Source organism: Pseudonocardia sp. P-1 (assembly GCF_058111925.1).
In genome coordinates, this window is the sequence record NZ_CM176614.1 from 4873259 (window position 1) to 4897896 (window position 24638).

Below are 24638 nucleotides of genomic sequence, written 5' to 3' on the forward strand. Positions count from 1 at the left end.
TCCTCGTACCCCTGCCGGGCGGCGCCCCGCCGCGCCCCCGGCTCCCACCCCGGGAGCCTCCTGTGCGATCCCCCCTGCCCCGCCCGTTCGGCCGTCACGAGCACGGTCAGAACTTCCTCGTCGACGCCTCCGTCCCGGCCGCGCTGGCCGCCGTCGTCGCCGGGTACCCGCCCCGGCCGCTGCTGGAGCTGGGCCCCGGCGACGGCGCGCTGACCGCCGCGCTGCTGCGGCTGCCCGGCAGGCCGCTGACCGCGGTCGAACTCGACCCGCACCGGGTGGCCCGGCTGCGACGGCGGTTCGGCGACGCCGTCACCGTCGTCCACGGCGACCTGCTCGACACCCGCCTGGACCGGCCCGTCGACGTGGTGTCCAACGTCCCGTACGCGGTGACCACCCCGCTGCTGCGACGCCTGCTGGGCGCCCCGCGCTGGGCGCACGCGCTGCTGCTGGTGCAGTGGGAGGTGGCGCGCAAGCGGGCGGCGGTCGGCGGCACCAGCGCGCTCACCGCCCGCTGGTGGCCGTGGTTCACCTTCACCCTGCACGACCGTGTCCCGGCCCGGGCGTTCCGGCCGGTCCCGGCCGTCGACGGCGGGGTGCTGGAGATCGCCCGCCGCGACGTGCCGCTGCTCGACGCCCGGCCCCGGGACCACCACCGGATGGTCGACGCGGTGTTCACCGGCCGCGGCCGCGGGGTCGTCGACGTCGTCGGGCGGCGGTTCGGCCGCGCCCTCGCCCGGGACTGGGCGCGCGAGTGCGGTCTCGGGCCGCGGACACTGCCACGCGACCTCGACGCCGGGCAGTGGGTCCGGCTGCATGCCCGGGTGGCCGGGCGGGGGTGACCCCGGTCCCGCTCCGTTGCGCCGGGCGGGGGTCGTCTGTTCGGGTGGGTGGCGTGGAGCACTCGGAGCTGACCCGCCGGCGGTGGCTGGACCACGGCCGCCTGTCGTCGCACGCCTGTCGCTGACCCCGGCCCCGCGCACCGACTCCCCGCTCCGCCTCACCCACCGGCAGGTCCCGTGTCCAGCTCCGCCGTGTCCGATCCCGCCCCGACGTCCGGTGCCACACCGCGCCGCGCCGCCGTCGCGAGCCTCGTCGGCACCACCATCGAGTGGTACGACTTCTACCTCTACGCCACCGCCGCGGCGCTGGTCTTCGCCCCGCTGTTCTTCACCGACGCCGATCCGGCAACCGGTGTGCTCGCCTCGTTCGCGACCTACGCCGCCGGGTTCGGGGCGCGGCCGATCGGCGCCGTCGTCGCCGGGCACCTGGGCGACCGGATCGGCCGCCGCGCCGTCCTGGTCGGGTCGCTGGTGCTGATGGGCGTCGCGACGACGCTCATCGGGCTGCTGCCGACCTACCCGACCGTCGGGCTGCTGGCCCCGGTGCTGCTCGTGGTGCTGCGCCTGGCCCAGGGGCTCGCCGTGGGCGCGGAGTGGGCCGGTGCGGTGCTCATGGCCGTCGAGCACGCCGAGACCGAGCGCCGACGCGGCCTGTTCGGCAGCTTCCCGCAGATCGGCTCCTCGGCCGGGATGCTGCTCGCGTCGGGTGTCTACACCGCGGTGCTCGCGATCGCGGGCAAGGAGGCGTTCCTCGCCGGGGCCTGGCGGATCCCGTTCCTGCTCAGCGCGGTGCTCGTCGTGGTGGGGCTGGCCATCCGGCTCACCCTCGCCGACCCCGCGGTGTTCACCGCCGCCCGCGACGCCGGGACGCTGTCCCGCCGCCCGGTGCTGGAGGTGCTGCGCACCGACTGGCGCACCGTGCTGCTGACCGTCGGCAGCCGGATCGCCCAGAACTCCGTCTACATCCTGGCGACGACGTTCGCGCTGACCTACCTGGCCCAAGGCGACTCGGGCGCCGCCGAGGGCGCCGGTCTGACCGCGGTGATCATCGCGTCGGCGATCGGGCTGTTCTCGACGCCGTTGTGGGCGGTCCTGTCCGACCGGGTCGGCCGCAAGCCGGTCTACCTGGCCGGCGCGATCGGGGCGCCGCTGTTCCTCGGGGCCTTCTTCCTGCTGCTCGACACCGGGTCCACCGTGCTGGTCGTGGTCGGCATGGTGGTGCTGGTCAACCTCTTCCACGACGCGATGTACGGCCCGCAGGCGGCCTGGTACGGCGAGCTGTTCGACACCCGGCTGCGCTACAGCGGGGCGTCGCTGGGCTACCAGATCGGGTCGGTCATCGGCGGCACGACGCCGCTGGTCGCCACCGCGCTGCTCTACGCCGGCGGCGGGACCCCGTGGCTGATCTGGGGGTATTTCGGGGTGCTGTTCGCGATCTGCGTCGTCTCCACCGTCCTGCTCCCCGAGACCCACCGCGGCGGGCTGCGCACCGCCCGGGAGAAGGTGTCGGCATGACCGGCCGCATCCTGCTCAACGCCTTCGACATGGCCTGTGTGGGCCACCAGTCCGCCGGGCTGTGGCGCCACCCGTCCGACGAGGGGCACCGCTACACCGACCTCGACCACTGGACCTCGCTGGCCCGCATGCTGGAGGACGGCGGCTTCGACGCGCTGTTCCTCGCCGACGTCCTCGGCGTCTACGACGTCTACGGCGGCTCCCGTGACGCCGCCGTCCGCGCCGCCGCGCAGGTCCCGCTCGCCGACCCGCTGCTGCTCGTCCCCGCGATGGCGGGGGTGACCTCGCGGCTCGGGTTCGGGGTGACCGTCTCGGTCGCCTACGAGCACCCCTACGCGCTGGCGCGGCGGCTCACCACCCTCGACCACCTCACCCGTGGCCGGGTCGCCTGGAACGTCGTCACGTCCTACCTGGACTCCGCGGCGCGCAACCTCGGCCGGTCCGGGCAGATCCCGCACGACGAGCGCTACGAGCTCGCCGAGGAGTTCCTGGAGGTCTGCTACAAGCTGTGGGAGGGCTCCTGGGACGACGACGCCGTGGTCCGCGACCGTGCCCGCGGCGTGTTCACCGAGCCGGACCGGGTGCACGACATCGCCCACCACGGCCACTGGTTCGACGTGCCCGGCCCGTTCCTGTCCGAGCCGTCCCCGCAGCGCACCCCGGTGATCTTCCAGGCCGGCGCGTCGCCGCGCGGTGCCCGGTTCGCCGGCACCCACGCCGAGGCCGTGTTCGTGTCCGGCCCGTCGCCCGCGGTGGTCCGCCGCTCGGTCGACGCCGTGCGTGCCGAGGCCGCCCGCGCCGGGCGGGACCCGCGCTCGGTGAAGGTCTTCGCGATGCTCACCGCGATCGCCGGGGAGACCGACGCGGCCGCCCGCGCGACGCTGGCCGAGTACCTGGAGCTGACCGACCCGTCCGCGGCGCTGGCGCTGTTCGGCGGCTGGTCCGGCGTCGACCTGGCGGGGGCCTCGCCGGAGCAGAAGCTCGAGTACGTGCAGACCGACGCGACCCGCTCGGCGCTGGCGTCGTTCACCGGGCCGGACCGCGACTGGACGGTGGGGGAGCTCGCGGAGTTCATCACCGTCGGCGGGCGCGGGCCGCTCGTCGTCGGGTCGGGGGCGGGTGTCGCCGACGAGCTGGAGCGCTGGGCCGACGAGGCCGACCTCGACGGCTTCAACCTGGCCTACGCCGTCACCCCGGGGACGATGGCCGACGTCGTCACCCACGTCGTGCCCGAGCTGCGCCGCCGCGGCCGGATGCCCGCCGCCGCCGACGCGGGCGGCCCCACCCTGCGCGAGCGCTACGGCACCGGCGACGGCGCCCGGCTCGCGAAGGACCACCCCGGGTCGGCGCACCGTACGCTCTGACGCCGTGATCACCGGGAGCGGAGCGCGGGGAGCAGCTTCCGCACCCGGCCGCTCCACTCCCGGTGGTCATGGTGCCGACGGTCGCGTTCCGCGCTGCCGGGTCACCCCGCAGGGGACGTCGCGCCCCCCGACCAGGTGGCACTGCACCACCGACGCGTGACGCCCCGCGCCGTCGCCGTACCGCCGTGTTCACCTCGGTCCCGGCCGGGGTGGCGATCGGGGGAGTGCGGGCATGGTGGGGTGGACGGGCAGCCGGGGCGCGGCGGTGGCGGCGGCGGTCGTGATCGGGGTACTGGTACCGGCCACCCAGCAGGCGTCCGCGGCCCCGGCCCCGCAGGCGCACCCCGTCGCGGCCACCGCGCCCGCGGCAGGGGCCGGGTCCGCCGTACCCGGTGCCGCCCCGGGCCCGGCCGCGGCGCCCGTCGCCCCGGCCCCGCAGGCCCCCGCGATCACCCACCGCGAGGAGCGGGTCGACACCCCGGCCGGGCCGGTGACCGTCGACATCGTCGTCGCCGACCTGAACCGGTCGGAGCTGCGCGCCACCCTGCTCACCGGCGCAACGGTCGGGGAGCGGTCGTCGGTGCCCGCGCACGCCCGGCGCGGCGGCGCCGTCGCCGCGATCAACGGCGACTTCTTCGACCTGGCCCGCAGCAACGCCCCGGCCGGCCCCTCGGTCCGCGACGGCCGGGCACTCACCTCCGCCGTGCCGCCCGGGCGGCGGCTCGCCCCGGGCGTCCCCGGCGCCCGGCAGGGCGACGTCCTCGCCATCGACGACGACGGCACCCCCCGCCTGGACCGGCTCACCCTCGACGCGTCCGCGACCGGGCCGAAGGGCCGCCTGCGCATCGACACCCTCAACGCCTACGCCGTGCCCGTCGGCGGGATCGGGCTGTTCACCTCCGACTGGGCGGGCGACCGGGCCGCCACGCTGTGCGGCAGCGACACCGACCGGGACGCGCCGTGCGCACCGGACCGGTTCGAGGTCGTGGTCCGCGACGGCGCGGTCACCGCCGTCGGCCCGCCCGGCGGGGGAGCGATCCCGGCCGGGGAACAGGTCCTCGCCGGCCGCGACCAGGGCGCCGCCGCGCTGCGCGGGCTCGCCGTCGGCGACCGGGTCACCGTGCGGCAGGCGCTCACCGCCGCGTCGGGGACCGTGCCGCGGACCGCGGTCGGGGCGTCACCGATCCTGCGCGACGGCACACCCGTCGCCGGGCTGGACGCCCGCTCGCGCGACCCGCGCAGCGCCGCGGGCCTCACCGCGCAGGGACGGCTGATCCTGCTCACCGCCGACGGCCGCGAGTCGACCTCGGTCGGGATCACCCTGGCCGAGACCGCCGAGCAGTTGCGCCGGGCGGGCGCCGTCGACGGCGTCAACCTCGACGGCGGCGGCTCCTCGACGATGGTGTTCCGCGACCAGGTCGTGAACAGCCCGTCCGAGGACGCCTACCGGCTGGTGCCCAACGCGCTCGGCGTCGTGGAGAACTGAGCGTCCGGGTCGCGGGCGACGGTGACCCCGAGCATCGCGAACAGCTGCTCCACCAGCCAGTCCCGCAGCTCGGCGTGGGCGGGCACCCGGCCCGCCTCCAGCCACACCAGCACCGAGCCCTCGACCAGCGCGACCCAGCCGCGCAGGGTCATCAGCTGCAGCGGGGTCGGGTCGGGGACGCCGCCGCGCACGCACAGCAGGTCCACGATGTGGTCGCGCACGCCGTCGACCATGGCGTCGGTCTCCCCGGTGGAGACGACCGAACCGCTGCGCAGCAGCGCGATGTAGGCCCGCGAGTGCCGGCCGACGACGTCGAGGAACACGTCCAGCGCGTCGGCCAGCTGCCCGTCCAGCGGACCGTCGGTGGGCAGCGCGACCCGGTCGATGAGCTCCTCGGCGACGCTGCCCAGCGCCGCGACGTGCAGCTCCTCCATCCCGGAGAAGTACCGGTAGAACAGCGCCCGGGACACGTCCGCGGCCCGGGTGACGTCCTCGACGGCCACCTCCTCCGGCGAGCGGGCGCCGTAGAGGTCGAGCGCGGCGGACACGAGCTGTGCGCGGCGGGCCTCGGGCGTCATACGCCGGGGTGGACGTGCGGGTGAGGTCATCACCGACGAGGGTACGGACCCCACGCCTCAGCGCCCGAGATCGACGACGATCGTCCCGTCCGTGGCCCGCCCGACACACAGCGCGGTCAGGCCCGGCCCGGCCGGGTCGCCCACGGTGGTGCCCTCCACGAGCCGGACGTGGCAGGTCCCGCAGAACCCCTGCCGGCACGAGTACGGCACGTCCGGGCGCAGCGCGCGGACCGCGTCCAGCGCGGTGCGGTCGGCGGGGACCGCGACGTCCGGGCCACCGGCGATCCGGACGGTGAACGGGCGGCCGTCGCGGATCGGGGGCGGGGAGAACCGCTCGGAGTGGAACCGCTGCCCTGCGGGGAGCGCCCGACGCAGAGACTCGATCATCGGCGGCGGGCCGCAGCAGTAGACGGCGGCGTCGGCGTCGGTCCCGGACAGCAGCTCGGCCGCCGACGGGACACCCGCGACGTCGTCGGGGCGGCGCAGGACCCGGTCCGGGGCCAGCACGGCCAGTGCGTCCGACAGTGGCATCGACGCCCGGTCCCGGCCGGTGTGCACCAGCCGCCACGGCACCCCGGCGGCGTGCGCGGCCCGGACCATCGGCGCGATCGGGGTGATCCCGATGCCGCCGGCGACGAACAGGTACGACGGCGCCGTGGCCAGCGGGAAGGCGTTGCGCGGGCCGTGCAGCCGCAGCCGCACCCCGGGGCGCAGGGCGTGCATCTCGTGCGAGCCGGTGCCCCCGGGCACCTGCCGTACCGCGATCCGGTACACCGACCGGTCGTCCGGGTCGCCGCACAGCGAGTACTGGCGCATGACCCCCGAGGGCAGCTCGACGTCGACGTGCGCGCCGGGCCGCCAGCCCGGAAGCGGCTCGGCGCCCGCCGGGACGAGGTCGAGCTCGGCGACGTCGGGGCAGGGACGGCGCACGGCGTGCACCTCGACGAGCAGCGTGCGGTCCACCGGGGTGACCGGGCGGCGGCGCCGGGCACCGGCCGTCGCGAGGGTCTGGGTCAGGGCGGTGAGCACCGACAGCGCGGTGGCCCCGCGGTTCGGGTGCGGCGGCGGCGCGGTCGAGCCCGTGCCGGGCAGCAGCGCGGGACTCATGCCGCGGACCCCTCGGCCGGGCCGGCGTGACCCGCCTCGGCGGCGCGGGCGGCGGGGGAGATCGCGAGATAGGCCACCGCGGCGTCGGTGTCGCCGTGCGCGGCCGGGTGGAACCGCGGGCTGAGGTAGGTCAGGACGGCGCGGGTGAACAGCCACGGCCCGGGCACCAGCCCGCGCCGGGAGTCCCGCAGGTAGTCGCGCAGCCGGGCCCGGCGCTGCGGTGTCCCGCGCAGGTGCGGGTCGCGGGCGCACAGGTGCCGGGTGCCGTCGACCCACAGCTTCGCCAGCGCTGGGCCGGCCACCGCCATCGCCCGGATCCGGCGCAGCCAGCGGCCGTCGAGGTGGGTGTAGAGGTCGTGCGCGACGTTGCGGTGCTCGACCTCCTCGGCGCCGTGCCAGCGCAGCATGTCCAGCATGTGCGGGTCGGCCCCGGCCGCGTCCAGCGCGGCGGAGTCGAGGATCCAGGAGCCGAGGACGGCGGTGAAGTGCTCGATGGCCGCGATCAGCCCGACCCGCTCCACCAGCCACTCCCGGGCCGCGTCGCCGGTCAGGCCGCGGTCGCCGAGCAGCTCCTTGAAGATCCACTCGACCTGCTCGACGAAGCGGGTCACGTCGACGCCCGCCTCGACGAGGTGGTCCAGCGCGCCCTGGTGCGAGGTCGCGTGCACGGCCTCCTGGCCGATGAACCCGCGGACGTCCTCGGCCAGCGCCTCGTCACGGACCATCGGCAGCGCGCGGGAGAAGACGTCCACGAACCAGCGCTCGCCCTCGGGCAGCAGCAGGTGCAGCACGTCGATCAGGTGCGAGGCGAACGGCTCGCCGGGGATCCAGTCGGTCCGCAGCTCGGTGAAGTCGAAACGGACGTCGCGGGCCTGGAGTGCGATCCGGTCCTCGGTCGGGTCGGCGGTCATCGTGGACGCTCCTCTCGTACTCAGCGGGTGCCGTCGACGCGGGCGAGCGCGCGGACGAGGCCGGGGGACAGCCGGGACGCGAGCAGCCCGACGTGCGCCTCGGCGGTGACCGGGGCGATCGGCAGGTCCTGCTCGACGGCGCGGACCAGCCGGGCGGCGACGCGCTGCGGGGTGTACCCGCGCCGGGTGTAGGCGGCCGCGGCGTCGCGGCGGCGGACGGCCTGGGTGGCGTCGTCGGTACCGGCGAAGCGGGTCGCCCCGGTGATCGGGGTGTCGACGAACCCGGGGCACAGCGCGGTGACCCCCACCCCGGCGCCCGCCAGCTCGGCGCGCAGGCACTGCGACAGCATCAGCACCGCCGCCTTGGTCGTGGCGTAGGCCGGCAGCGAGCGCGACGGGAGGTACGCCGCCGCCGAGGCGGTGTTGACGATCGTGCCGCCCTCGCCGTGCGCGGCGAGCAGCGCGCCGAAGTGCCGGCAGCCGTGCACGACGCCCCACAGGTTCACGTCGACGATCCGCTGCCACTCCTGCGCCGTGGTGTCGGCGAACGATCCGGCGACGGCGATCCCGGCGTTGTTGACGACGAGGTCGGGCACCCCGTGCTCGGCCGCGACCCGCTCGGCGAGGGCGGCGACGGCGGCCTCGTCGGCGACGTCGACGACCGCGGCCACCGCGCGTCCGGGCCCGTGCTGCCGGGTCACCAGGTCGACGGTCTCCGCGGCGCCGGCCTCGGAGACGTCGGCGACGACGACCCGGCCCCCCAGGTCGGCGACCTGGCGGGCGATCTCGCGGCCGATCCCGCTGCCCGCCCCGGTGACGACGGCGAGCCCGCCCTCCCAGCGCGACGCCCGGCCCGGCCGCCCCCGGTGCGGACCAGGGCTGCGCCCCGGGCCCCGCCCGGGCCAGCGCGGGCGCGGCGGTCCCGCCGCTGCGCTCGGCGACGAGCTCGCGGACACACCGGGCGATCACGCCCGCGCGCTTGCGGACGATCCAGTGCCCGCCGGGCAGGTAGCGGACCCGCAGGTCGGGGGCGTACCCGGCGGCACTCGTCGCCATCGCGGGGGAGACGTAGGCGTCGCCGAGCGGAGCCAGGATCTGTACCGGGACGTCGGTGCGGCGCGGCTGCGGGCGGCCGAGCCGCCGCGGCAGGTTCCGCCGGTAGAGCTCCAGGCCGTTGACCGCGTCGCGCACCGAGGGGCGCGGGATCCGCTCGGTCCGCGCCACCAGCGCGCCGAGCAGCCCGCTGCGGATCATCAGCTCGGGCAGCACCGGCACCCGGAACGCCAGGGTGTACCAGGAGTGCAGCGCCTGGGTGAGCACCGGCCGCAGGTCGCGGAGCCCGCGGCGGCGCAGGAACAGCGCCACGTGGTCCAGGCACGGGCCGGAGATCGAGGTGAACGACGCGACCCGGCCGTCCATCGCCGAGGGGGTGCCGTCCTCGCGCGTGACGGCGTGCCAGGTCTGGATCGAGCCCCAGTCGTGAGCGAGCAGGTGCACCGGGGCGTCGGGGGAGACGGCGTCGGTCACCGTGCGCAGGTCGGCGGCGAGGAGCTCCAGGTCGTAGCCGGCCGGGGCGCCGGGCGCGGCCGAGCCCCCGTGGCCGCGCACGTCGTAGGTGACGACGTGGTGGTCGGCGGCGAGGTCCGCGGCGACGCGGTCCCATACGTGCCGGTCGTCGGGGTAGCCGTGCACCGCGACGACCGTCGGGTGCGACGGGTCGCCCCGCTCCTCCACGACCAGCTCCAGGCCGTCCTGCGTGGTCACCGTCCGGGTGCGGCTCGCGGACTCCACCTCGTTGTGAGACACGCCGTCATCGTAGAAAACGTGTCAACAAGGCGCCACCCCTGGCCCGTCACCCGTCCCGGGCGGCCGGGCGGGACCGGTGATCGCGACGAGCGAGGGGTGCGGTGCCGGATCCGGCACCGCACCCCTCGCAGAAGACGATCACCGCGCCGCCGACGGCTGCGCCCGGGTCAGCCCCGGTCGTCGGCAGTGCGGGTGGGGTGCGGCGCCCGACCGGCCGCCCACATCGTCCCGACCCGGGCGGCCACCGCCTCGTGCGCGGCTGCGGTCGCGGTCCCCGTGGTGCGGACCCCGGCCAGCGCGTAGAGCAGCTCGCCGTCGGCGCCCAGGTCGAGGTCCAGGACGCCGTGCACCCGGGCGAGCTCCAGCACGAGCGCCGGGGCCGTGGTGCCGGCCGCGGCGGCCGCCCGGCGCAGCGGCCCCCGTCGGCGCCGGGCAGCGTCCGGGCGCCCAGGGCGGCGGCGAGCAGGCCGAGCGCGGCGACGTCGGCCGACCCGACCGGGACCAGGCACAGGTCCGGGCACGGCCCCGGGCCGTACCCGGGGCGGTGCTGGGCGGCGCGCAGCGGACCGGCCATCCGGCGCCAGCCGCGCACCGCCGCCGCGGTCCCGGCCGGGGCGTCGACGTCGCGCGCGAGCGACCCCAGCGCACACCCCAGGCGCCGGTCGGTGCGGTCCCACGCCCCGGGGTCGCGTGGCACGGCCCGCACCACCGTCCCCGTCGCCGCACCGGTCATCGCGCCTCCTCGTCGGCCCCTCGGTGACGCAGGTCGCCCGGCCCCGGTACCTCGTTACCCGGCGTGGTCAGAACTGACGAGGGGCGTAGGTTCGAACGGTCGTCCCCGTCCCACGAACAGAGGTCCCCGCGTGTCCACCGCTCCGCCCACCTGGTTCACCGACGCACTCGCCGAGCCGGGGGAGCCCGGCCGCACCGAGAGCGACGGCGTCGAGATCCGCTTCCGGAGCTGGGGCACCCCGGGCGGGCCCGGTGTGCTGCTGGTGCACGGCGGCGCGGCGCACCTGCACTGGTGGGATCACATCGCCCCGCTGCTGGCCGAGGGCACGCGCCGGGTCGTGGCGGTCGACCTGTCCGGGCACGGCGACTCCGGGCGGGCACCGTCCTACGACCTGGACCGCTGGGCCGTCGAGCTGCGCGCCGTGATCGACGCCGCGGGTCTCGGCCCCCGGCCGACGGTCATCGGGCACAGCATGGGCGGGTTCGTGACGCTCACCGCGGCGCTGCGCTACGGCGACGAGCTGGCCGGCGCCGTCGCCGTCGACTCCCCGGTCCGGGACCGGTCGCCGGAGGAGCGGGCCGCCCGTGAGCAGCGGGCGTTCGGCCCGGCGAAGGTGCACCCCGACCGCGATGCGCTGATCGCGCGGTTCCGCACGATCCCCGAGCAGCCCGGCGACCTGCCCTACGTGCACCGCCACATCGCCGAGCACAGCGTCCGCGCGGTCGACGGCGGCTGGAGCTGGAAGTTCGACCCGGCCATCTTCGCGGGCATCTCGCTGACCCCCGGCGATCTCGGGCGGCCCGGTTGCCGGATCGCCCTGTTCCGGGCCGAGCACGGCCTGGTCCCGGCGGACATGGGGGAGATGGTCGTCGACCGGATGGGCCGGGCGGCGCCGGTCGTCGAGATCCCCGGGGCCGGGCACCACGTGATGATCGACCAGCCGCTGGCCCTGGTGACCGCGCTGCGGACGCTGCTCGCGGACTGGGAGCACTCGGTTCCGGTGGTGGCCCCCGCGATCTAGGGTGGCCCCATGACAGAGCAGTCAGAGCTGACTCCTTCCGGACCGGCCGCTTCCGAGGAGGAGGTGCTGGTCGAGCGGCGGGACGGCGTCCTGCTGATCACGATCAACCGGCCGCGGGCCAAGAACGCGCTGAACGAGAACGTCGCGCGCTCGGTCGCCGCGGCCGTCGACGAGCTCGACGCCGACCCGGACCTGCGGGTCGGCGTGCTGACCGGGGCGGGCGGGGTGTTCTCGGCCGGGATGGACCTCAAGGCGTTCCTGCGTGGCGAGCGTCCGTCGGTGCCCGGGCGCGGGCTCTGCGGGATCACCCAGGCTCCGCCGGTGACGCCGATGATCGCCGCGGTCGAGGGCTGGGCCCTGGCCGGCGGGTTCGAGATCATGCTGGCCTGCGACCTCGTCGTCGCCGGGCGCGGCGCCCGGTTCGGGGTGCCGGAGGTGAAGCGGTCCCTGGTCGCCGCCGCGGGCGGTGCGCTGGAGCTGGCGAACCGGGTGCCCCGGGCGCTGGCGCTGGAGATGCTGCTGACCGGCGACCCGATCGACGCGACGCGCGCCGAGGCCGCCGGGCTGGTCAACCAGGTCGTCGACGACGGCGGCGCGCTGGAGGCCGCGCTGGAGCTGGCCGCGCGGATCGCGGTGAACGGGCCGCTCGGCGTCGCCGCATCGAAGCGGATCGTGCGGGAGAGCCCGGACTGGGGCGCCGACCGCTGGGAGCGCCACGACGCGGTCGTCGGCCCGGTCCTGACCTCGGAGGACGCCCGCGAGGGCGCGACCGCGTTCGCCGAGAAGCGCGACCCGGTCTGGCGCGGCCGCTGACTCAGGCGACGAACGCCTCCCAGATCAGGAAGGCGTTCAACCCGACCACGACCGCGGCGACGACGACCGCCGCGGTCGTGGTGACGCGGTGGTTGACCAGGTCGCCCATCACCTCGCGGCGGGCGGTCAGCCACACCAGCGGGACCAGCGCGAACGGGATGCCGAACGACAGCACGACCTGGGAGAGCACCAGCGCCTGCGTCGGGTCGATCCCGATGCCCAGCACGAGCAGGGCGGGCGCGAGGGTCAGCAGCCTGCGCAGCAGCAGCGGGATCCGGCGGCGCAGGAACCCGGCCATGATGACCTGCCCGGCGTAGGTCCCCACGCCCGAGGACGCGAACCCCGAGGCGAGCAGTGCGATCGCGAACCCGTACGCGGCGACGGCGTCGAGCTCGGTGCCCAGCCCGGCGAAGATCCCCTCCAGGGTGTCGGTGCCGGGGACGTCGGTCCCGGCGAACAGGGCGGCCGCCACGACCAGCATCGACAGGTTGACCAGCCCGGCCACGCCCATCCCGAGCGCGATGTCGGTGCGCCCGACCCGCAGCAGGAACCGGGTGTCCTCGGGCCCGCGGGCGACCAGACGGCCCTGGGTCAGCGCGGAGTGCAGGTAGATCACGTGCGGCATCACGGTGGCGCCGAGGATGCCGGTGGCGAGCACCAGCGAGCCGACGCCGTCGAAGCCGGGGACCAGACCCGCGGCCAGCGCGGGCCCGTCGACGTCGGTGCGCAGCAGGGTCGACACCAGCCCGACCAGGATGATCGCGAGCAGGAACACGATCGCCCGCTCGAACGGCCGGTGCCCGCGCGACTGCAGCCCCAGCAGCACGAAGGCGATCACGCCGGTGATCACCCCGCCGGTGAACAGCGGGATCCCGAACAGCAGGTGCAGGGCGACCGCGCCGCCGATCACCTCGGCCAGGTCGGTCGCGATCGCGACGAGCTCGGCCTGGGCCCACATGAACCGGTTCCGCCACGGGGTGAGGTGCTCGCGGCACAGCTCGGGCAGGTTCTTCCCGGTTGCGAGCCCGAGCTTGGCCGAGAGCGACTGGATGAGCATCGCCATCAGGTTGGCGACGACGATCACCCACACCAGCAGGTAGCCGTAGCCGGCGCCGGCGGAGAAGTTGGTCGCGAAGTTGCCCGGGTCGACGTAGGCGACGGCGGCGACGAACGCGGGCCCGAGGACGGCGAGCCTGCCGCGCCAGCCGCGCCTGCGCAGCTGCTCCACGGTGAGCGGTGCCGCCGACGCGGCCGTGTCCGTGCTCGTCATGTGCGCCCCCGCGAGGTGATGAGGTCCGGCGAAGACGCAGTGTAGGCACGACTAACTCCGCTGGTACAGACCTGCGACGGTGCGGGCCGTGCGGCTCACAGGTAGCGGTGCATCACGTGCAGGCCGGTGGTCGTGCCGTCGGGCAGGGTGAAGGCGTCGGGCACCGTGCCGACCGTGGCGAAGCCCAGCGAGTGCCACAGCGCGACCGCGCGGGTGTTGGTCGCCACGACGGCGTTGAACTGCATCGCGGAGTAGCCGTCCGCGCGGGCGAGGGCCAGCACGTGCTCGCCGAGCGCGCGTCCGGTGCCGCGCCCGGCCTCGCCCGCCTCGACCGCGAAGCTCGCGGTCGCGACGTGCGAGCCCGGCCCGGCCTGGTTGGGTCCGGTCTTCGCGGTGCCGACGACCCCGCCGTCCCGCACCGCCACGACGACCCGCGCCGGCGGCGGGAGCATCCACATGCGGGTGACCCAGGCGTCGTCGGCGTCGGGCGGGACGGTGTAGGTCCGGCCCTCGGCGAAGATCGGGCGGAGTACGTCGAGGACGGCGGGGAGGTCGTCGTCGGTGGCGGCGCGGATGTGCATGCGCTCAGGGTAGGTAGAGGTCGCGCGGGCCGGTGTCGAGCGCCTCGACGTCGCCGCCGGTGTGCTCGGCGAGCCAGTCGGCGAAGGCGCCGGTCTCCGGCTCGGCGACGGCCACGGTCAGCGTGACGTCCGTGCCGTGCGTGACGTCGCACAGCCGGTACGGGGAGTGGCGAAGGTCGTGCTCCAGGCGGCCGGCGCGGTCGTGGCCGACGGCGAGCAGCAGCTCCCGGTGCCGGACCCGGCGCAGCTCGCCGACCGCGTCCAGGGCCGCGGTCAGGGCGCCGGAGTACGCGCGGACCAGCCCGCCCGCGCCGAGCTTCGTCCCGCCGAACCAGCGCGAGACGACGGCGACGACGTCGGTCAGCCCGCGCCGGGTGAGCACCTCCAGCATCGGGACGCCGGCGGTGCCCGAGGGCTCGCCGTCGTCGCTGCTGCGGGCGGTGAGGTCCCCGGTGCCGGGGTCGCCGATGCGCAGTGCGGTGCAGTGGTGGGTGGCGTCCGGCCCGGCCCGGCGGACCCGGTCGATCACGTCCTGGGCGGCCCCGACGTCGGCGACCCGGGCGACGGTGCAGCGGAAGCGTGACCGGGCGATCTCGGTCTCCGCGCTCCCGTCGCGGGCGATCACCCGCACGCCGCGACCGGCCTCACACCGTGACCGCGCTCGCGATCGGCAGCGCGTCGGGATCGATTCAGTGCATCCTGGGCGTGTCCGGTGACGAGGCCGCCCGCCTCACCCGGCGGGCTCCCTCGTCCACACCAGGTGGTTCCACCGCCGACATCGAAGGGACCCCCGTCCATGAGCGACACCCTCCGCGTCCTGCGTTCCGGTCTGACCCGCGTGGCGCGCCGGATCGACGACTACACCCTCGCGGCGTTCAACCCGGTCTACCCGACCCCCGCCGACCGGGAGCGCTGAGGGCGCCCCCGGTCGGGGGAGTGCGGTCAGTCCTGCTGCTCCGGTGCGGCCAGCTTCAGCGGTCGCAGGTACACCCACAGCACGAACAACGCCCCGATGACCAGCATGCCGATGCCGGTGTCGAGGTTGAGGTTCGTCCCGCCGGTCTTGGCGAGGTTCTCCGGGTCGTCGCCCGACACGATCCCCATGACCAGCAGGACGATGCCGTAGACCCCGAACAGCAGGGCGATCACCGAGCGCAGGTCGAACAGGTTCGCCGCGGTCGAGGAGACCGGGGCCTCGGTCCCGTGGTGGTCGGGGTGGTTCTCACTCTTCGAGCTCATCGCAGGTCTCCGCTCAGCCGAACACGACGTAGAGGACGACGGTCAGGGCCAGCACCAGCGCGCCGAGGACGTTCGGACTGCGGTACCAGCCCGCGTCGTCACCGTCGGTGGAGTGGGTGCGCGCCTCCTTCGGGGTCAGGCTCCAGGTCAGGCCGACCAGCTCGGCGTCCGGCTTCGGGGTGGTCACCATCGAGACCCCCGCGGACACGCCGACACCGACGACGAACGCCGCGATGGCGCCGACGAAGCTGCCCGCCTGGCTGGACATCGTCCAGACCTCGGTGCGGACCAGGATGTCGACCAGCACCGCCGCGGTGGTGCCGGAGAGCAGGCCGATCCAGGCCGACGGCCCGGTCATCCGCTTCCAGAACAGGCCGAGGATGAAGATCGCGAACAGCGGCGCGTTGAAGAAGCTGAACAGCGACTGGATGTAGTCCATCAGGTTCGCCGACCCGGACGCGATGAACGCGGTGCCGATCGCGAGCACACAGCCGATGATCGTGACCAGCCGGCCGACGCCGAGGTAGTAGCGGTCGGCGCGGCCCGGGCGCACCCAGTCCTGCCAGATGTCGTAGGTGAACACCGTGTTGAACGAGCTGATGTTCGCCGCCATGCCGGCCATGAACGCGGCCAGCAGACCCGCGATCGCGACGCCGAGGATCCCGTTGGGCAGGACCTCCTTCATCAGCAGCGACAGCGCGTTGTTGTAGGTGATGCCCTCGACGGCGTCGCCGCCGCCGGACTTCACCGCGGCGATCTGCGGGACCAGGATCCCGGCGATCATGCCCGGGGTCACGATGACCAGCACGACCAGCGCCTTCGGGAACGCGCCGATGATCGGGGTGCGCCGCGCGGCGGACATCGACTTGGCCGACAGGGCGCGCTGGACCTCGGCGAAGTTCGTCGTCCAGTAGCCGAAGGACAGCACGAACCCGAGACCGAACACGATGCCCAGCACCGACAGGAACGGGTTCGCGATCTCGGTGAGCGGGGTGCCGGGCCAGGCGTTCAGGTCGGCACCGGCGCTGGGACCCTCGGTGACCGCACGGGTCAGGCCGTCCCAGCCGCCGACCCGGTTGAGCCCGGCGACGGTCAGTGGGATCAGCAGCGCGAGGATCACGAAGAACTGCAGGACCTCGGTGTAGATCGCGGCCGACAGCCCGCCGAGGGAGATGTAGCCCAGGACGACGACGGCCGCGACCGGGATCGCCAGGTACAGCGACCAGCCGAGCAGCGCCTCCAGGACCAGGCCCAGGGAGAACAGGTTGACCCCGGCGATCAGGATCGAGGCGACCGCGAAGATCACCGCCTGCACCCGCTGGGTGGTCTTGTTGAACCGCTTGAGCAGGAACTCCGGGACGCTGCGGGCCTTGGAGCCGTAGTAGAACGGCATCATCACGATGCCGAGGAACACCATCGCCGGGATCGCGCCCAGCCAGTAGTAGTGCACCGTCGGGATGCCGAACTGGGCGCCGTTGGCCACCATGCCGATCAGCTCGATCGCACCCAGGTTGGCCGAGATGAACGCCAGACCGGTGATCCAGGCCGGCATCGACCGGCCGGACAGCAGGAAGTCGAGACTGGAGGACACCGAGCGCCGCGCCGCGAAGCCGATGCCGAGCACCAGTACGAAGTAGAACGCGACCAGCAGGTAGTCGACCAGGTTCGGGTTGAGGCGCAGGACCTCCTGGGCGGTCATGCCGCGTCCTCCCGGGACGTCCCCGGGGCCCGCCGGGCCGTCTCGTGATGATCCATCTCGGGTAGCTCCTCGCCGTCGAGTGCGTGTGCTGCCGGTCCGCCGGCCGGTGGTGCACGACGGCACGTTGCGCGGACCAACGCACAAGCTAGACCGCACTCGATCAGAAGTGAACACTTTCGCTCGAATTCGAGACCGCTCGGTGACCTCCGCGCACGGTTCGACCGGGTCCCGACACGCAGGGTCGACCCTTGCCGCACGTTCGGTTGTGTTGCATTCTGTGCGGGTGAAGTCCCGACGGTGTCCGGCCCGGACGCGATGAGCCTGCTCGCCGAGCAGCGGCGCGAGGTGATCGTGGAGCAGGTCCGCACCCGCGGCGCGGTGCGGGTGTCCGAGCTCGCCGACCACCTCGGCGTGTCCGAGATGACCGTGCGCCGCGACCTCGACGTGCTGGCCCGGCGACGCCTGGTGGACAAGGTGCACGGCGGCGCGACGGCCGTCGGCGAGCACACCACCTCCGAGCCCGGGTTCGCCGCGAAGTCGGTGTGCGAGCTGGAGGAGAAGGACGCCATCGCCGCCGCGGCCGCCGAGCTGGTGACCCCCGGCGCCGCGATCGGCCTGTCCGCGGGCACGACGACCTGGCGGCTCGCCCAGCTGCTCGCCGCCGTGCCGCGGCTGACCGTGGTGACCAACTCCGTCGCCGTCGCCGACGCGTTCCACACCGGTGGCGCCGACGCCCGCGGGACCACGGTGATCCTCACCGGGGGCGTGCGGACGCCCTCGGAGGCACTGGTCGGCCCGGTCGCGATCACCGCGCTGCGCTCGCTGAACCTGGAGACGGTGTTCCTCGGGGTGCACGGCATGAGCGCCGCGGCGGGCTTCTCCACCCCGAACCTCACCGAGCGCGACACCAACCGCGCCCTCATCGAGTCCGGCAGCAGGCTCGTGGTCGTCGCCGACCACACCAAGTGGGGCACCGTCGGGATCTCGACGATCGCCGAGCTGTCCGAGGCCGACGTCCTCGTGACCGACTCCGGTCTGGCCGACGCCGACCGTGCGGTCCTCGAGGGCGAGGTCGACCACGTGATCATTGCCCGCCCCGGAAGGTGACGTCCGTGCAGAAGGTGCAGAAGCTGACCACCCGGATGGCCGACGGCCGGGAGGTCATCTGGTTCGACGGCCCCGACCACGCCCCCCGCGACCCGGCCGATCTCGTCGACGCCCGCGACCTCCCGCGGGTCGTGCCCGCCTCCCAGCTGCGCTACGACGCGCTGGCCGGGGAGTGGGTGACGATCGCCGCGCACCGCCAGGACCGGACCTACAAGCCGCCGGCCGACCAGTGCCCGCTGTGCCCCAGCCGCGACGGCCGCCACACCGAGGTGCCGAGCCCGGAGTACGGCGTCGTCGCGTTCGAGAACCGGTTCCCGTCGTTCGGGTCGGCGCCCGGCGCCCCGCTTCCCGAGCCGGGCGCGGTGCCGCAGGCGGCGTCGGGCCGGTGCGAGGTCGTCTGCTTCACCGACGACCACGACACCCCGTTCTCCCGGCTGACGCCCGGCCGCGCCCGCCTGGTGCTGGAGGCCTGGGCCGACCGGACCGCCGAGCTGGGCGCCCGGCCGGGGGTCCGCTACGTCTTCCCGTTCGAGAACCGGGGCGCCGAGATCGGCGTGACGCTGTCCCACCCGCACGGCCAGATCTACGCCTACCCCTACGTCCCGCCGTTCCCGCAGCGGATGCTCGCCCACGTCGCCGCGCACCGGGAGGCGACCGGGGAGAACCTGTTCGACACGCAGCTGGCCGCCGAGCGGGCGGGGGAGCGGGTCGTCGTCGCGGGGGAGCACTGGACGGCGTTCGTGCCGCAGGCGGCGCGCTGGCCGGTCGAGGTGCACCTGTACCCGCACCGTCCGACCCCGGACCTGCCCGCCCTCGACGAGGCCCAGCGCGCCGAGTTCGCGACCCTCTACCTCGACGTGCTGCGCCGCCTCGACGCCCTCTACGACGACGAGCTGCCCTACGTCGCGGGCTGGAACCAGGCCCCGGTGCTGGAGTCCGACGGTCGCTCCGACGCCCGGCTGCACCTGCGCCTGCACTCGATCCGCCGGGCGCCCGGGAAGATCAAGTACCTGGCGGGGTCGGAGTCCGGCGCGGGCGCGTTCATCTCCGACGTGCTGCCCGAGGCGGTCGCGGAGCGGCTGCGTTCGCTGTAGCCGGGGTCGGACGGCGGCTGCGGAACGCGCGGTGATCCGTCGTCCGCGCGCGTCCGGAAGCGCGCGTCCGGCGGATCTGCGCGCGGATCATCGAGCGGGACGTGGACCGCGGACGTGCTCCGCCCCGACGTGCGTCGAGGCCGGTACCCCTCCCCAGGGGCACCGGCCTCGGACGTCGGTGACGCGGTCGGTCAGACCCGGACCGCGTTGTGGAACGGCATCGCGTCGATGTCGGAGTACTTGACCGGCTCGCCGCTGGTGGAGGCGTGGAGCACCTTGCCGTTGCCGGCGTAGATGCCGACGTGGCTCACCGGCGAGTAGAAGAACACCAGGTCGCCGGGCTTGAGCTGGCTCTTGGAGACCGGGGTGCCGTCCATCTGCGACTGCGCGCTGGAGGTGCGCGGCAGGTCGACGCCGATCTGCTCGAACGCCCAGACCATCAGACCGGAGCAGTCGAACGCGCTCGGGCCGGTGGCGCCCCACTTGTAGGGCTTGCCGAGCTGCTGCTTGGCCTGGGCGAGCGCCTGGGCGCCGTCCGAGGAACCGGTCAGACCGCCGACGATGTCACCGAGGCCGCCGCCGTCACCGTCGTCGTCACCGCCGCCGCCGTTGCGGGCGGCCGCCTCGGCGGCCTTCGCACGGGCCTCGGCCGCCTTCGCGGCGGCCTCCTTCTGGGCGACCGCGGCGATGCGGGCCGCGTCGGCCTTCTCGAACGCCTGCGGGACCGACGCGGTGACGTGCTCGAAACCGCTGGTCAGGGTGGACGCGGCGTCGCTGGTGCCGGTGCCGCCGTGCTCGGAGCCCGCGGCCGGGACCAACAGCTTCATCGTGGCCTCGTTGGCCGCGCCGGTGAGGTCCATGTCCGCGGAGGTCTCGGGGGACTGCTCCGGCGAGCTGAGCGTCGACACGACGCCCATGACCGCGGTGGCGCCGACCAGGGTGGCCGACATGGTCGCGACGACCGCGCGCGGGTGACGCCCGAGCGGCCCGGTGTCCGAGGTGCCGCGGAGCAGGCCGATGGCGGTCCGCGAGGTGACGCCGGCGGGGGTGTCCGGCACGTCGCGGGTGATGACGGTGTCGACGCCGGACGCGGCGGGGAGGCCGGTCGCGGGGGTGTCGATGCGCTCCAGGTCCGGGCCGGGGGCCTCGGAACGGCGGGCTCGGCGGCTGCCGGGCGCGGGGGTGTCGAAACCGGCCTCGGAGTACCGCGCGAGCAGATCGGCGGCGGAGATGCCAGCGCCGGCGTCACGGTCCCGGCGACGCCGGGGGACGTCGCTCTCGGATGTATGGAGGTCCGGGGTGAGTGCAGTGGTCATTCGGGGGTCCTCGCCACCCCGGATCCGCCCCGGTCCTCGTGACCGGACACGGCTCCGCCCGCTGCGTGCTGGGTGGGCGCCAGGGGGAGTGTCGGCCAGCGGGGAGCGGGGGACCGACCAGGCGCACCAGCCGACATCTCGTCGACCAGCCAGGAGGGACCGTAACCGCTCCGTGACACGCACACCGACCGGGCTCGCCGGGTGTGCGGCGAACGGCCGGTCCGGAGCGACCCACGCACCGGACCCACGTCCAACGGTGGGTGCGGTGCGCCGTTCGGGTCGTACGGTCGGTGTGCTGCGCCGAACGGTGCGTCCGGGCCGGTGTCGCGGTGCGCACCGTGACCGGGAAAAGCCCCGGACGGACCAGCTCGTCACGAACCCGGCACACCCGCCGGCGGCGCCCGGGCGGCACCCCGTCCGGTGACTGCGCCGGGAGGCGGTCCGGACCGTGGCGGACGGAGCAGCACGCGGGAGGCGTCCCGTGCCTGGTGAGCGCGGGTGCCGGGTGCTCTGGGACGATCGGGGCGCGTGCCGGCCGTGACCGGTGCGGCGCGCACCGGCCGGCTCGACGCCGTGGTCCGGTGCCCGGTGCGGCGCAACGTGACGTCGGCCGCACACGGTGAACCGGGCGGCGGTCCGCGACGTAGGCACACGGGGTCACGTCCGCGGGCGGACGGGTCCCGGGGCCGGACCACCGACACGGACCCACCGACGAGGACCCACGACCCGGGAGGTCGCAGCAGTGCCGGACCGAGCAGGCGGCCCCGTCTGGGTGGGCGAGCTCGCCCACCACCGTGCCGTGCACGGCACGGGTCGTGTGGCCGGTGACCTCGTCGTCCCGCCGCGGTTCGGCTCGGCCCGGCTGCTGGTGACCGACGGCGGCGTGCCCGTCGGGCAGGCCGACGTCCCGCTGCACGAGGGCCGGGCGCGCGCCGCCGACCTGGCCCGCGCCGCCGCGGCCGTCGCCGGGCGTGAGCCGCCGGGGGAGCCTGCGGTGTCGGCCGAGCCGCTCACCGTCGTGGTCGCGACGCGGGGGCGGCCGGAGAGCGTGCGCCGCTGCCTGGCCGCGGTGCTGGCAGGCGACCACCCGGACGTGACCGTGCTCGTCGTCGACAACGATCCGCCCGACGAGCGCACCCGCGAGGTCGTCCGTGACTGCGCGGACCCGCGGGTCCGCTACGTCCGCGAGCCGCGCCGCGGTGTCTCGGTCGGGCGCAACCGCGGCCTCGCCGAGGCCCGCACCGCGGTCGTCGCGTTCACCGACGACGACACCGAGCCCGACCCGCGGTGGGCGTCGCGGATCGCCGGGTCCTTCGCCGAGGACCCGGGGCTCACCGCGCTGAGCGGGCCGGTGCTCGCCGCGCGGCTGGAGACCCCCGAGGAGCGGGCCGCCGACGTCGCGCTGGCCTGGAACAAGGGCTTCCTGCCGCGCCGGTTCCGGCTCGACGACCCGCCCGCGGACTCCCCGGTGTTCCCGTTCTCCCCGGGCCTGTTCGGGATCGGCGCCAACCTGGCGGTGCGCGCCGAGCCGGTCCGTGCGCTCGGCGGGTTCGACGAGGCGCTGGGACCGGGCCGGCCAACCCGGGGCGGTGAGGACATCGAGCTGCTGGTCCGGATCGTGCTCGACGGCGGCACCCTGGCCTACCTGCCCTCGGCGTGGGTGTGGCACCACCACCGGCCGTCGCCGGGGGAGCTGCGCGAGCAGATGGGCGGCTACGCGCTGGGCCTGGGCGCGTTCCTGGGCAAGGTCGCGCTGGACCCGCGGGCGCGCCGGCTCGCGGTGCGCCGGTTCCCGGCCGCGGTCGGGCGCCTGCGTGACATCGTGCGCCGCGAGTCCTCGACGCCGGCGACGGTCGCGCGGGCCCGGCAGGAGCCCGCGCCCGCCGCGGTCGGCGCGCCCGGCCCGACCCCGGGCCGGTCCCGATCGCGACCGAGGAGCGCCCGGCGCCGCAGGACGTCGCCGCGCTGCCGGGCGGCGCGGGCGCCCGCAAGCTGCGCGGGCTGGTGTCCGGTCCGGCGCTCTACCTCCAGGCGCGCCGTCAGGTGCAGGCCGAGGGCGGGACGACCCCGCCGCTGACCGGCCCGGCCCGGCCGCTGCGGCGGCGCTGACCGCGGTCCGGGCCCGGCGGGCCCGCCACCGGGCGCCGGCCCCGGGGTCGGCGGTCCGACGGCGGGCCGGAGCCCGGGATCAGGTCCCGGTCCAGCTCGGGGTGCCGCCCTGCCCGAACCCGGCGACCGTCGTGCGGAAGTCGGTCGATCCGTAGACCCGGTCGACCACCGCGGTGTCGTCGGCGGACCGGTCGTCCAGCAGCCGTTTGGTCGCCCAGATCGTCAGCGGTGCGCCGGTGGTGAGCCGCTCGGTGAGCGCGTCCAGTCCCGCGTCGAGGTCGTCGACGACGGCGTGCAGGAACCCCGGCACCCGCGCGGCCTCCACTGTCTCCAGCATCCGCGCGGTGAGCAGCAGGTCCGCCGTCAGCGGTCGGCCCAGGGCCTCGACCATCAGGTCCAGGGTCCGCGCGGACAGGCAGTTGCCCAGCGTGCGGGCGATCGGCACGCCGAACCGGGACCCGGGCGTCGCGATGCGCAGGTCGGCCGCGCAGGCGATGCCCAGCCCGCCGCCGACGCAGTACCCGGCGACCGCGGCCACGGTGGGCACGCCGACGGCGCGGACCCGGTCGAGCACGGCGGTGACCCGGCGCTCGTAGGCCACCCCGTCGGCGCCCGAGGCGAACGCGCGGAACTGGCCGATGTCGGTGCCCGCGGCGAAGGCCCGGCCGCCCTCGCCGCGCACGACGAGCGCCCGGACCTCCGGGTCGGCATCGGCCCGCTCGCACGCCGCCACCAGCCCCTCGTACATGTCCCAGGTCAGTGCGTTGCGCCGCTCGGGACGGCGGAAAGGTCACGGTGAGCACCCCGGCCGCGAGCTCCGCGGTCACCTCCGGGCTCACGCGTGGCCCCCGCGGGCGGGGTCGGACAGCTCGGCGAGGACGTCGTCGGTCGCCGCGCCGAGCGGGGGCCCGGCGGTGCCCCGCCGCGCGGGGGTGCGGGAGAAGCGCATCGGCGACCCCAGCTGGCGGACCGCGGGCAGGGTCGGGTGCGGGGCGTCCCAGAAGAAGTCCCGGCCGGTGAGCAGCGGATCGGTGAAGACCTCGCCCAAGGCCGAGGCGCTCCACCAGCAGCACGCGGTGCACGGCACGCCGCTGCGCTCGCGGCTGTTCGGCGCGATCCGCACGCTGAACCGGCTCGGGTCGGCGACCGCGCCGCTGTCCAACCTGCCCGGCCGGGTCGGGGTGCTGCGCCGGCTCGCCGAGCGGACCGTCGGGATCACCGCGCGCCGCCCGCTGCCGCGCTTCGACCGGGACAACCTGGTGCGGTGGTTCCGGCGCCGTGACCCCGCGCGGGCCGCCGCACCGGCCGGGACCGTCGTGTGGCTGGCCGACTCGTTCACCACCTTCACCGAGCCGCACATCGGGCGGGCCGCGATCGGCCTGCTGGAGCGTGCCGGGTGGCGGGTCGAGCTGGCCGGCGGCGGCTGCTGCGGCCGGTCCAGCCTGTCCAAGGGACTGCTCGACGACGCCCGTCGCAAGGCGACCGGCCTGGTCACCTCGCTCGCCCGGGACACCCCGGCCGACGCGCCGATCGTCGGCTGCGAGCCGTCGTGCGTGTTCACCCTGCGCGACGAGACCCTCGCCCTGCTCCCGGACAGCGCCGAGGCCCGGTCGGTGGGCGAGCGGGTCCGCCAGGTCGAGGAGCTGCTCGTCGAGGCCCTCGACGACGGCCGCCTGGTCCTGCCGGAGCGGTCGGCGCTGAGCGGGCGGCGCGTGGTCTACCACGGGCACTGCCACCAGAAGGCCGAGGTCGGGACCGCGGCGACGCTCGCGCTGCTGCGCCGCATCCCCGGGCTGGAGGTCTCCGAGATCGACTCCGGCTGCTGCGGGATGGCGGGCTCGTTCGGCTTCGAGGCCGAGCACTACGCGACCTCGATGGAGGTCGGCCGGGACCGGCTGCTCCCGGCGATCGACGCCGAGCCCGCCGACACCCTGGTCGCCGCGACCGGCGTCTCCTGCCGCCAGCAGATCTTCCACGGCGCCGGGCGCACCGCCTGGCACCCGCTGGAGCTGGTGCGCGAGGCACTCGGCCCGGCCGGGACGGTGTGAGC

The 24638-nt window shown here is 75.5% G+C and carries 23 protein-coding genes and 1 pseudogene; 10 read left to right on the forward strand and 14 right to left on the reverse strand.

The window, feature by feature from the left end; all coding sequences use genetic code 11:
• The first annotated feature begins 74 nt into the window (after nt 1-74).
• From erm to AC0GKK_RS23980, 4 genes are all read left to right on the forward strand, one after another.
• Nucleotides 75-839: a 23S ribosomal RNA methyltransferase Erm gene (erm, locus tag AC0GKK_RS23965; protein ID WP_489884056.1), complete on the forward strand. Its 765-nt coding sequence runs from the start codon at nt 75-77 to the stop codon at nt 837-839.
• Between the two features lie 177 nt (nt 840-1016).
• Nucleotides 1017-2354, forward strand: coding sequence for an MFS transporter (locus AC0GKK_RS23970; RefSeq protein ID WP_346009826.1), 1338 nt, complete (start codon nt 1017-1019; stop codon nt 2352-2354).
• Nucleotides 2351-3718 carry an LLM class flavin-dependent oxidoreductase gene (locus AC0GKK_RS23975; RefSeq protein WP_405416259.1) on the forward strand — a complete coding sequence of 456 codons (1368 nt, stop codon included), beginning with the start codon at nt 2351-2353 and terminating at the stop codon, nt 3716-3718. Before AC0GKK_RS23970 ends, AC0GKK_RS23975 begins: the two co-directional genes overlap by 4 nt.
• Before the next feature lie 232 nt (nt 3719-3950).
• Complete coding sequence (locus tag AC0GKK_RS23980; RefSeq protein WP_476652034.1) at nt 3951-5204, forward strand: phosphodiester glycosidase family protein; 1254 nt, start codon at nt 3951-3953, stop codon at nt 5202-5204.
• Here the strand turns inward: AC0GKK_RS23980 and AC0GKK_RS23985 are convergent.
• The 6 genes and pseudogenes from AC0GKK_RS23985 to AC0GKK_RS24010 form a co-directional block, all read right to left on the reverse strand.
• On the reverse strand, nt 5162-5812 hold the full coding sequence (locus AC0GKK_RS23985; protein ID WP_246352729.1) for a TetR/AcrR family transcriptional regulator: 651 nt from the start codon (nt 5810-5812) through the stop codon (nt 5162-5164). The two genes, AC0GKK_RS23980 and AC0GKK_RS23985, sit on opposite strands and share 43 nt — an antisense overlap.
• Nucleotides 5813-5839: 27 nt before the next feature.
• Nucleotides 5840-6889: a PDR/VanB family oxidoreductase gene (locus AC0GKK_RS23990; RefSeq protein ID WP_476652033.1), complete on the reverse strand. Its 1050-nt coding sequence runs from the start codon at nt 6887-6889 to the stop codon at nt 5840-5842.
• Complete coding sequence (locus AC0GKK_RS23995) at nt 6886-7800, reverse strand: metal-dependent hydrolase (RefSeq protein ID WP_489884057.1); 915 nt, start codon at nt 7798-7800, stop codon at nt 6886-6888. The genes AC0GKK_RS23990 and AC0GKK_RS23995 overlap by 4 nt, the downstream gene beginning before the upstream one ends.
• A 20-nt stretch (nt 7801-7820) precedes the next feature.
• Nucleotides 7821-8756 (reverse strand): SDR family NAD(P)-dependent oxidoreductase, encoded by a 936-nt coding sequence (locus AC0GKK_RS24000; protein WP_489882581.1) that lies wholly within the window; start codon nt 8754-8756, stop codon nt 7821-7823.
• 79 nt (nt 8757-8835) lie between these two features.
• Nucleotides 8836-9606: pseudogene (locus tag AC0GKK_RS24005) on the reverse strand (alpha/beta fold hydrolase); the annotation flags it as partial.
• Between the two features lie 167 nt (nt 9607-9773).
• Nucleotides 9774-9974: a hypothetical protein gene (locus AC0GKK_RS24010; RefSeq protein WP_405416264.1), complete on the reverse strand. Its 201-nt coding sequence runs from the start codon at nt 9972-9974 to the stop codon at nt 9774-9776.
• A 495-nt stretch (nt 9975-10469) separates the two neighbouring features.
• On the opposite strand from AC0GKK_RS24010, the gene AC0GKK_RS24015 reads away from it, so the two are divergent.
• Nucleotides 10470-11360 (forward strand): alpha/beta fold hydrolase, encoded by an 891-nt coding sequence (locus tag AC0GKK_RS24015; protein ID WP_489882582.1) that lies wholly within the window; start codon nt 10470-10472, stop codon nt 11358-11360.
• A gap of 9 nt (nt 11361-11369) precedes the next feature.
• Nucleotides 11370-12173: a crotonase/enoyl-CoA hydratase family protein gene (locus AC0GKK_RS24020; RefSeq protein ID WP_489882583.1), complete on the forward strand. Its 804-nt coding sequence runs from the start codon at nt 11370-11372 to the stop codon at nt 12171-12173.
• Between the two features lies 1 nt (nt 12174).
• Here the strand turns inward: AC0GKK_RS24020 and AC0GKK_RS24025 are convergent, their stop codons facing one another.
• From AC0GKK_RS24025 to AC0GKK_RS24045, 5 genes are all read right to left on the reverse strand, one after another.
• Nucleotides 12175-13443: an Nramp family divalent metal transporter gene (locus AC0GKK_RS24025; protein WP_073574325.1), complete on the reverse strand. Its 1269-nt coding sequence runs from the start codon at nt 13441-13443 to the stop codon at nt 12175-12177.
• Nucleotides 13444-13538: 95 nt separating this feature from the next.
• On the reverse strand, nt 13539-14024 hold the full coding sequence (locus tag AC0GKK_RS24030) for a GNAT family N-acetyltransferase (RefSeq protein ID WP_489882584.1): 486 nt from the start codon (nt 14022-14024) through the stop codon (nt 13539-13541).
• A 4-nt stretch (nt 14025-14028) separates the two neighbouring features.
• On the reverse strand, nt 14029-14655 hold the full coding sequence (locus AC0GKK_RS24035) for an IMPACT family protein (protein ID WP_482637934.1): 627 nt from the start codon (nt 14653-14655) through the stop codon (nt 14029-14031).
• 311 nt (nt 14656-14966) lie between these two features.
• A complete protein-coding gene (locus tag AC0GKK_RS24040; RefSeq protein WP_251785183.1) occupies nt 14967-15263 on the reverse strand; it encodes a hypothetical protein in 297 nt (98 codons plus the stop codon).
• Nucleotides 15264-15276: 13 nt separating this feature from the next.
• Nucleotides 15277-16962 carry a sodium:solute symporter family protein gene (locus AC0GKK_RS24045; RefSeq protein ID WP_251785182.1) on the reverse strand — a complete coding sequence of 562 codons (1686 nt, stop codon included), beginning with the start codon at nt 16960-16962 and terminating at the stop codon, nt 15277-15279.
• Between the two features lie 315 nt (nt 16963-17277).
• Between AC0GKK_RS24045 and AC0GKK_RS24050 the strand changes: the two genes are divergently transcribed.
• Complete coding sequence (locus tag AC0GKK_RS24050) at nt 17278-18069, forward strand: DeoR/GlpR family DNA-binding transcription regulator (RefSeq protein WP_208822112.1); 792 nt, start codon at nt 17278-17280, stop codon at nt 18067-18069.
• A 35-nt stretch (nt 18070-18104) separates the two neighbouring features.
• The gene (gene galT, locus AC0GKK_RS24055; protein WP_489884058.1) at nt 18105-19163 is read left to right on the forward strand and encodes a galactose-1-phosphate uridylyltransferase; all 1059 of its coding nucleotides are present in this window, start codon (nt 18105-18107) and stop codon (nt 19161-19163) included.
• Between the two features lie 191 nt (nt 19164-19354).
• On the opposite strand, the gene AC0GKK_RS24060 is transcribed toward galT, so the two are convergent.
• Nucleotides 19355-20479 (reverse strand): C40 family peptidase, encoded by a 1125-nt coding sequence (locus AC0GKK_RS24060; RefSeq protein WP_489882585.1) that lies wholly within the window; start codon nt 20477-20479, stop codon nt 19355-19357.
• Between the two features lie 742 nt (nt 20480-21221).
• Between AC0GKK_RS24060 and AC0GKK_RS24065 the strand changes: the two genes are divergently transcribed.
• Nucleotides 21222-22556 (forward strand): glycosyltransferase family 2 protein, encoded by a 1335-nt coding sequence (locus AC0GKK_RS24065; protein ID WP_489882586.1) that lies wholly within the window; start codon nt 21222-21224, stop codon nt 22554-22556.
• Between the two features lie 111 nt (nt 22557-22667).
• Here AC0GKK_RS24065 and AC0GKK_RS24070 read toward each other — a convergent pair whose 3' ends face one another.
• Together AC0GKK_RS24070 and AC0GKK_RS24075 are read right to left on the reverse strand one after the other, a co-directional pair.
• Nucleotides 22668-23336 (reverse strand): enoyl-CoA hydratase-related protein, encoded by a 669-nt coding sequence (locus AC0GKK_RS24070; protein ID WP_489882587.1) that lies wholly within the window; start codon nt 23334-23336, stop codon nt 22668-22670.
• A gap of 87 nt (nt 23337-23423) precedes the next feature.
• The gene (locus AC0GKK_RS24075) at nt 23424-23636 is read right to left on the reverse strand and encodes a hypothetical protein (RefSeq protein ID WP_345652137.1); all 213 of its coding nucleotides are present in this window, start codon (nt 23634-23636) and stop codon (nt 23424-23426) included.
• On the opposite strand from AC0GKK_RS24075, the gene AC0GKK_RS24080 reads away from it, so the two are divergent.
• Nucleotides 23620-24636 carry a heterodisulfide reductase-related iron-sulfur binding cluster gene (locus tag AC0GKK_RS24080; protein WP_405416279.1) on the forward strand — a complete coding sequence of 339 codons (1017 nt, stop codon included), beginning with the start codon at nt 23620-23622 and terminating at the stop codon, nt 24634-24636. The two genes, AC0GKK_RS24075 and AC0GKK_RS24080, sit on opposite strands and share 17 nt — an antisense overlap.
• Nucleotides 24637-24638: the final 2 nt, after the last annotated feature.

Excerpts from the sequence above, each read along its gene's own strand:
- AC0GKK_RS23975 (WP_405416259.1), top strand. The coding sequence starts at position 2,351 with ATGACCGGCCGCATCCTGCTCAACGCCTTCGACATGGCCTGTGTGGGC.
- AC0GKK_RS23980 (WP_476652034.1), top strand. The coding sequence starts at position 3,951 with ATGGTGGGGTGGACGGGCAGCCGGGGCGCGGCGGTGGCGGCGGCGGTC.
- AC0GKK_RS23985 (WP_246352729.1), bottom strand. The coding sequence starts at position 5,812 with ATGACCTCACCCGCACGTCCACCCCGGCGTATGACGCCCGAGGCCCGC.
- AC0GKK_RS23990 (WP_476652033.1), bottom strand. The coding sequence starts at position 6,889 with ATGAGTCCCGCGCTGCTGCCCGGCACGGGCTCGACCGCGCCGCCGCCG.
- AC0GKK_RS23995 (WP_489884057.1), bottom strand. The coding sequence starts at position 7,800 with ATGACCGCCGACCCGACCGAGGACCGGATCGCACTCCAGGCCCGCGAC.
- AC0GKK_RS24020 (WP_489882583.1), top strand. The coding sequence starts at position 11,370 with ATGACAGAGCAGTCAGAGCTGACTCCTTCCGGACCGGCCGCTTCCGAG.
- AC0GKK_RS24025 (WP_073574325.1), bottom strand. The coding sequence starts at position 13,443 with ATGACGAGCACGGACACGGCCGCGTCGGCGGCACCGCTCACCGTGGAG.
- AC0GKK_RS24030 (WP_489882584.1), bottom strand. The coding sequence starts at position 14,024 with ATGCACATCCGCGCCGCCACCGACGACGACCTCCCCGCCGTCCTCGAC.
- AC0GKK_RS24040 (WP_251785183.1), bottom strand. The coding sequence starts at position 15,263 with ATGAGCTCGAAGAGTGAGAACCACCCCGACCACCACGGGACCGAGGCC.
- AC0GKK_RS24045 (WP_251785182.1), bottom strand. The coding sequence starts at position 16,962 with ATGACCGCCCAGGAGGTCCTGCGCCTCAACCCGAACCTGGTCGACTAC.
- AC0GKK_RS24050 (WP_208822112.1), top strand. The coding sequence starts at position 17,278 with ATGAGCCTGCTCGCCGAGCAGCGGCGCGAGGTGATCGTGGAGCAGGTC.
- galT (WP_489884058.1), top strand. The coding sequence starts at position 18,105 with ATGGCCGACGGCCGGGAGGTCATCTGGTTCGACGGCCCCGACCACGCC.
- AC0GKK_RS24060 (WP_489882585.1), bottom strand. The coding sequence starts at position 20,479 with ATGACCACTGCACTCACCCCGGACCTCCATACATCCGAGAGCGACGTC.
- AC0GKK_RS24070 (WP_489882587.1), bottom strand. The coding sequence starts at position 23,336 with ATGTACGAGGGGCTGGTGGCGGCGTGCGAGCGGGCCGATGCCGACCCG.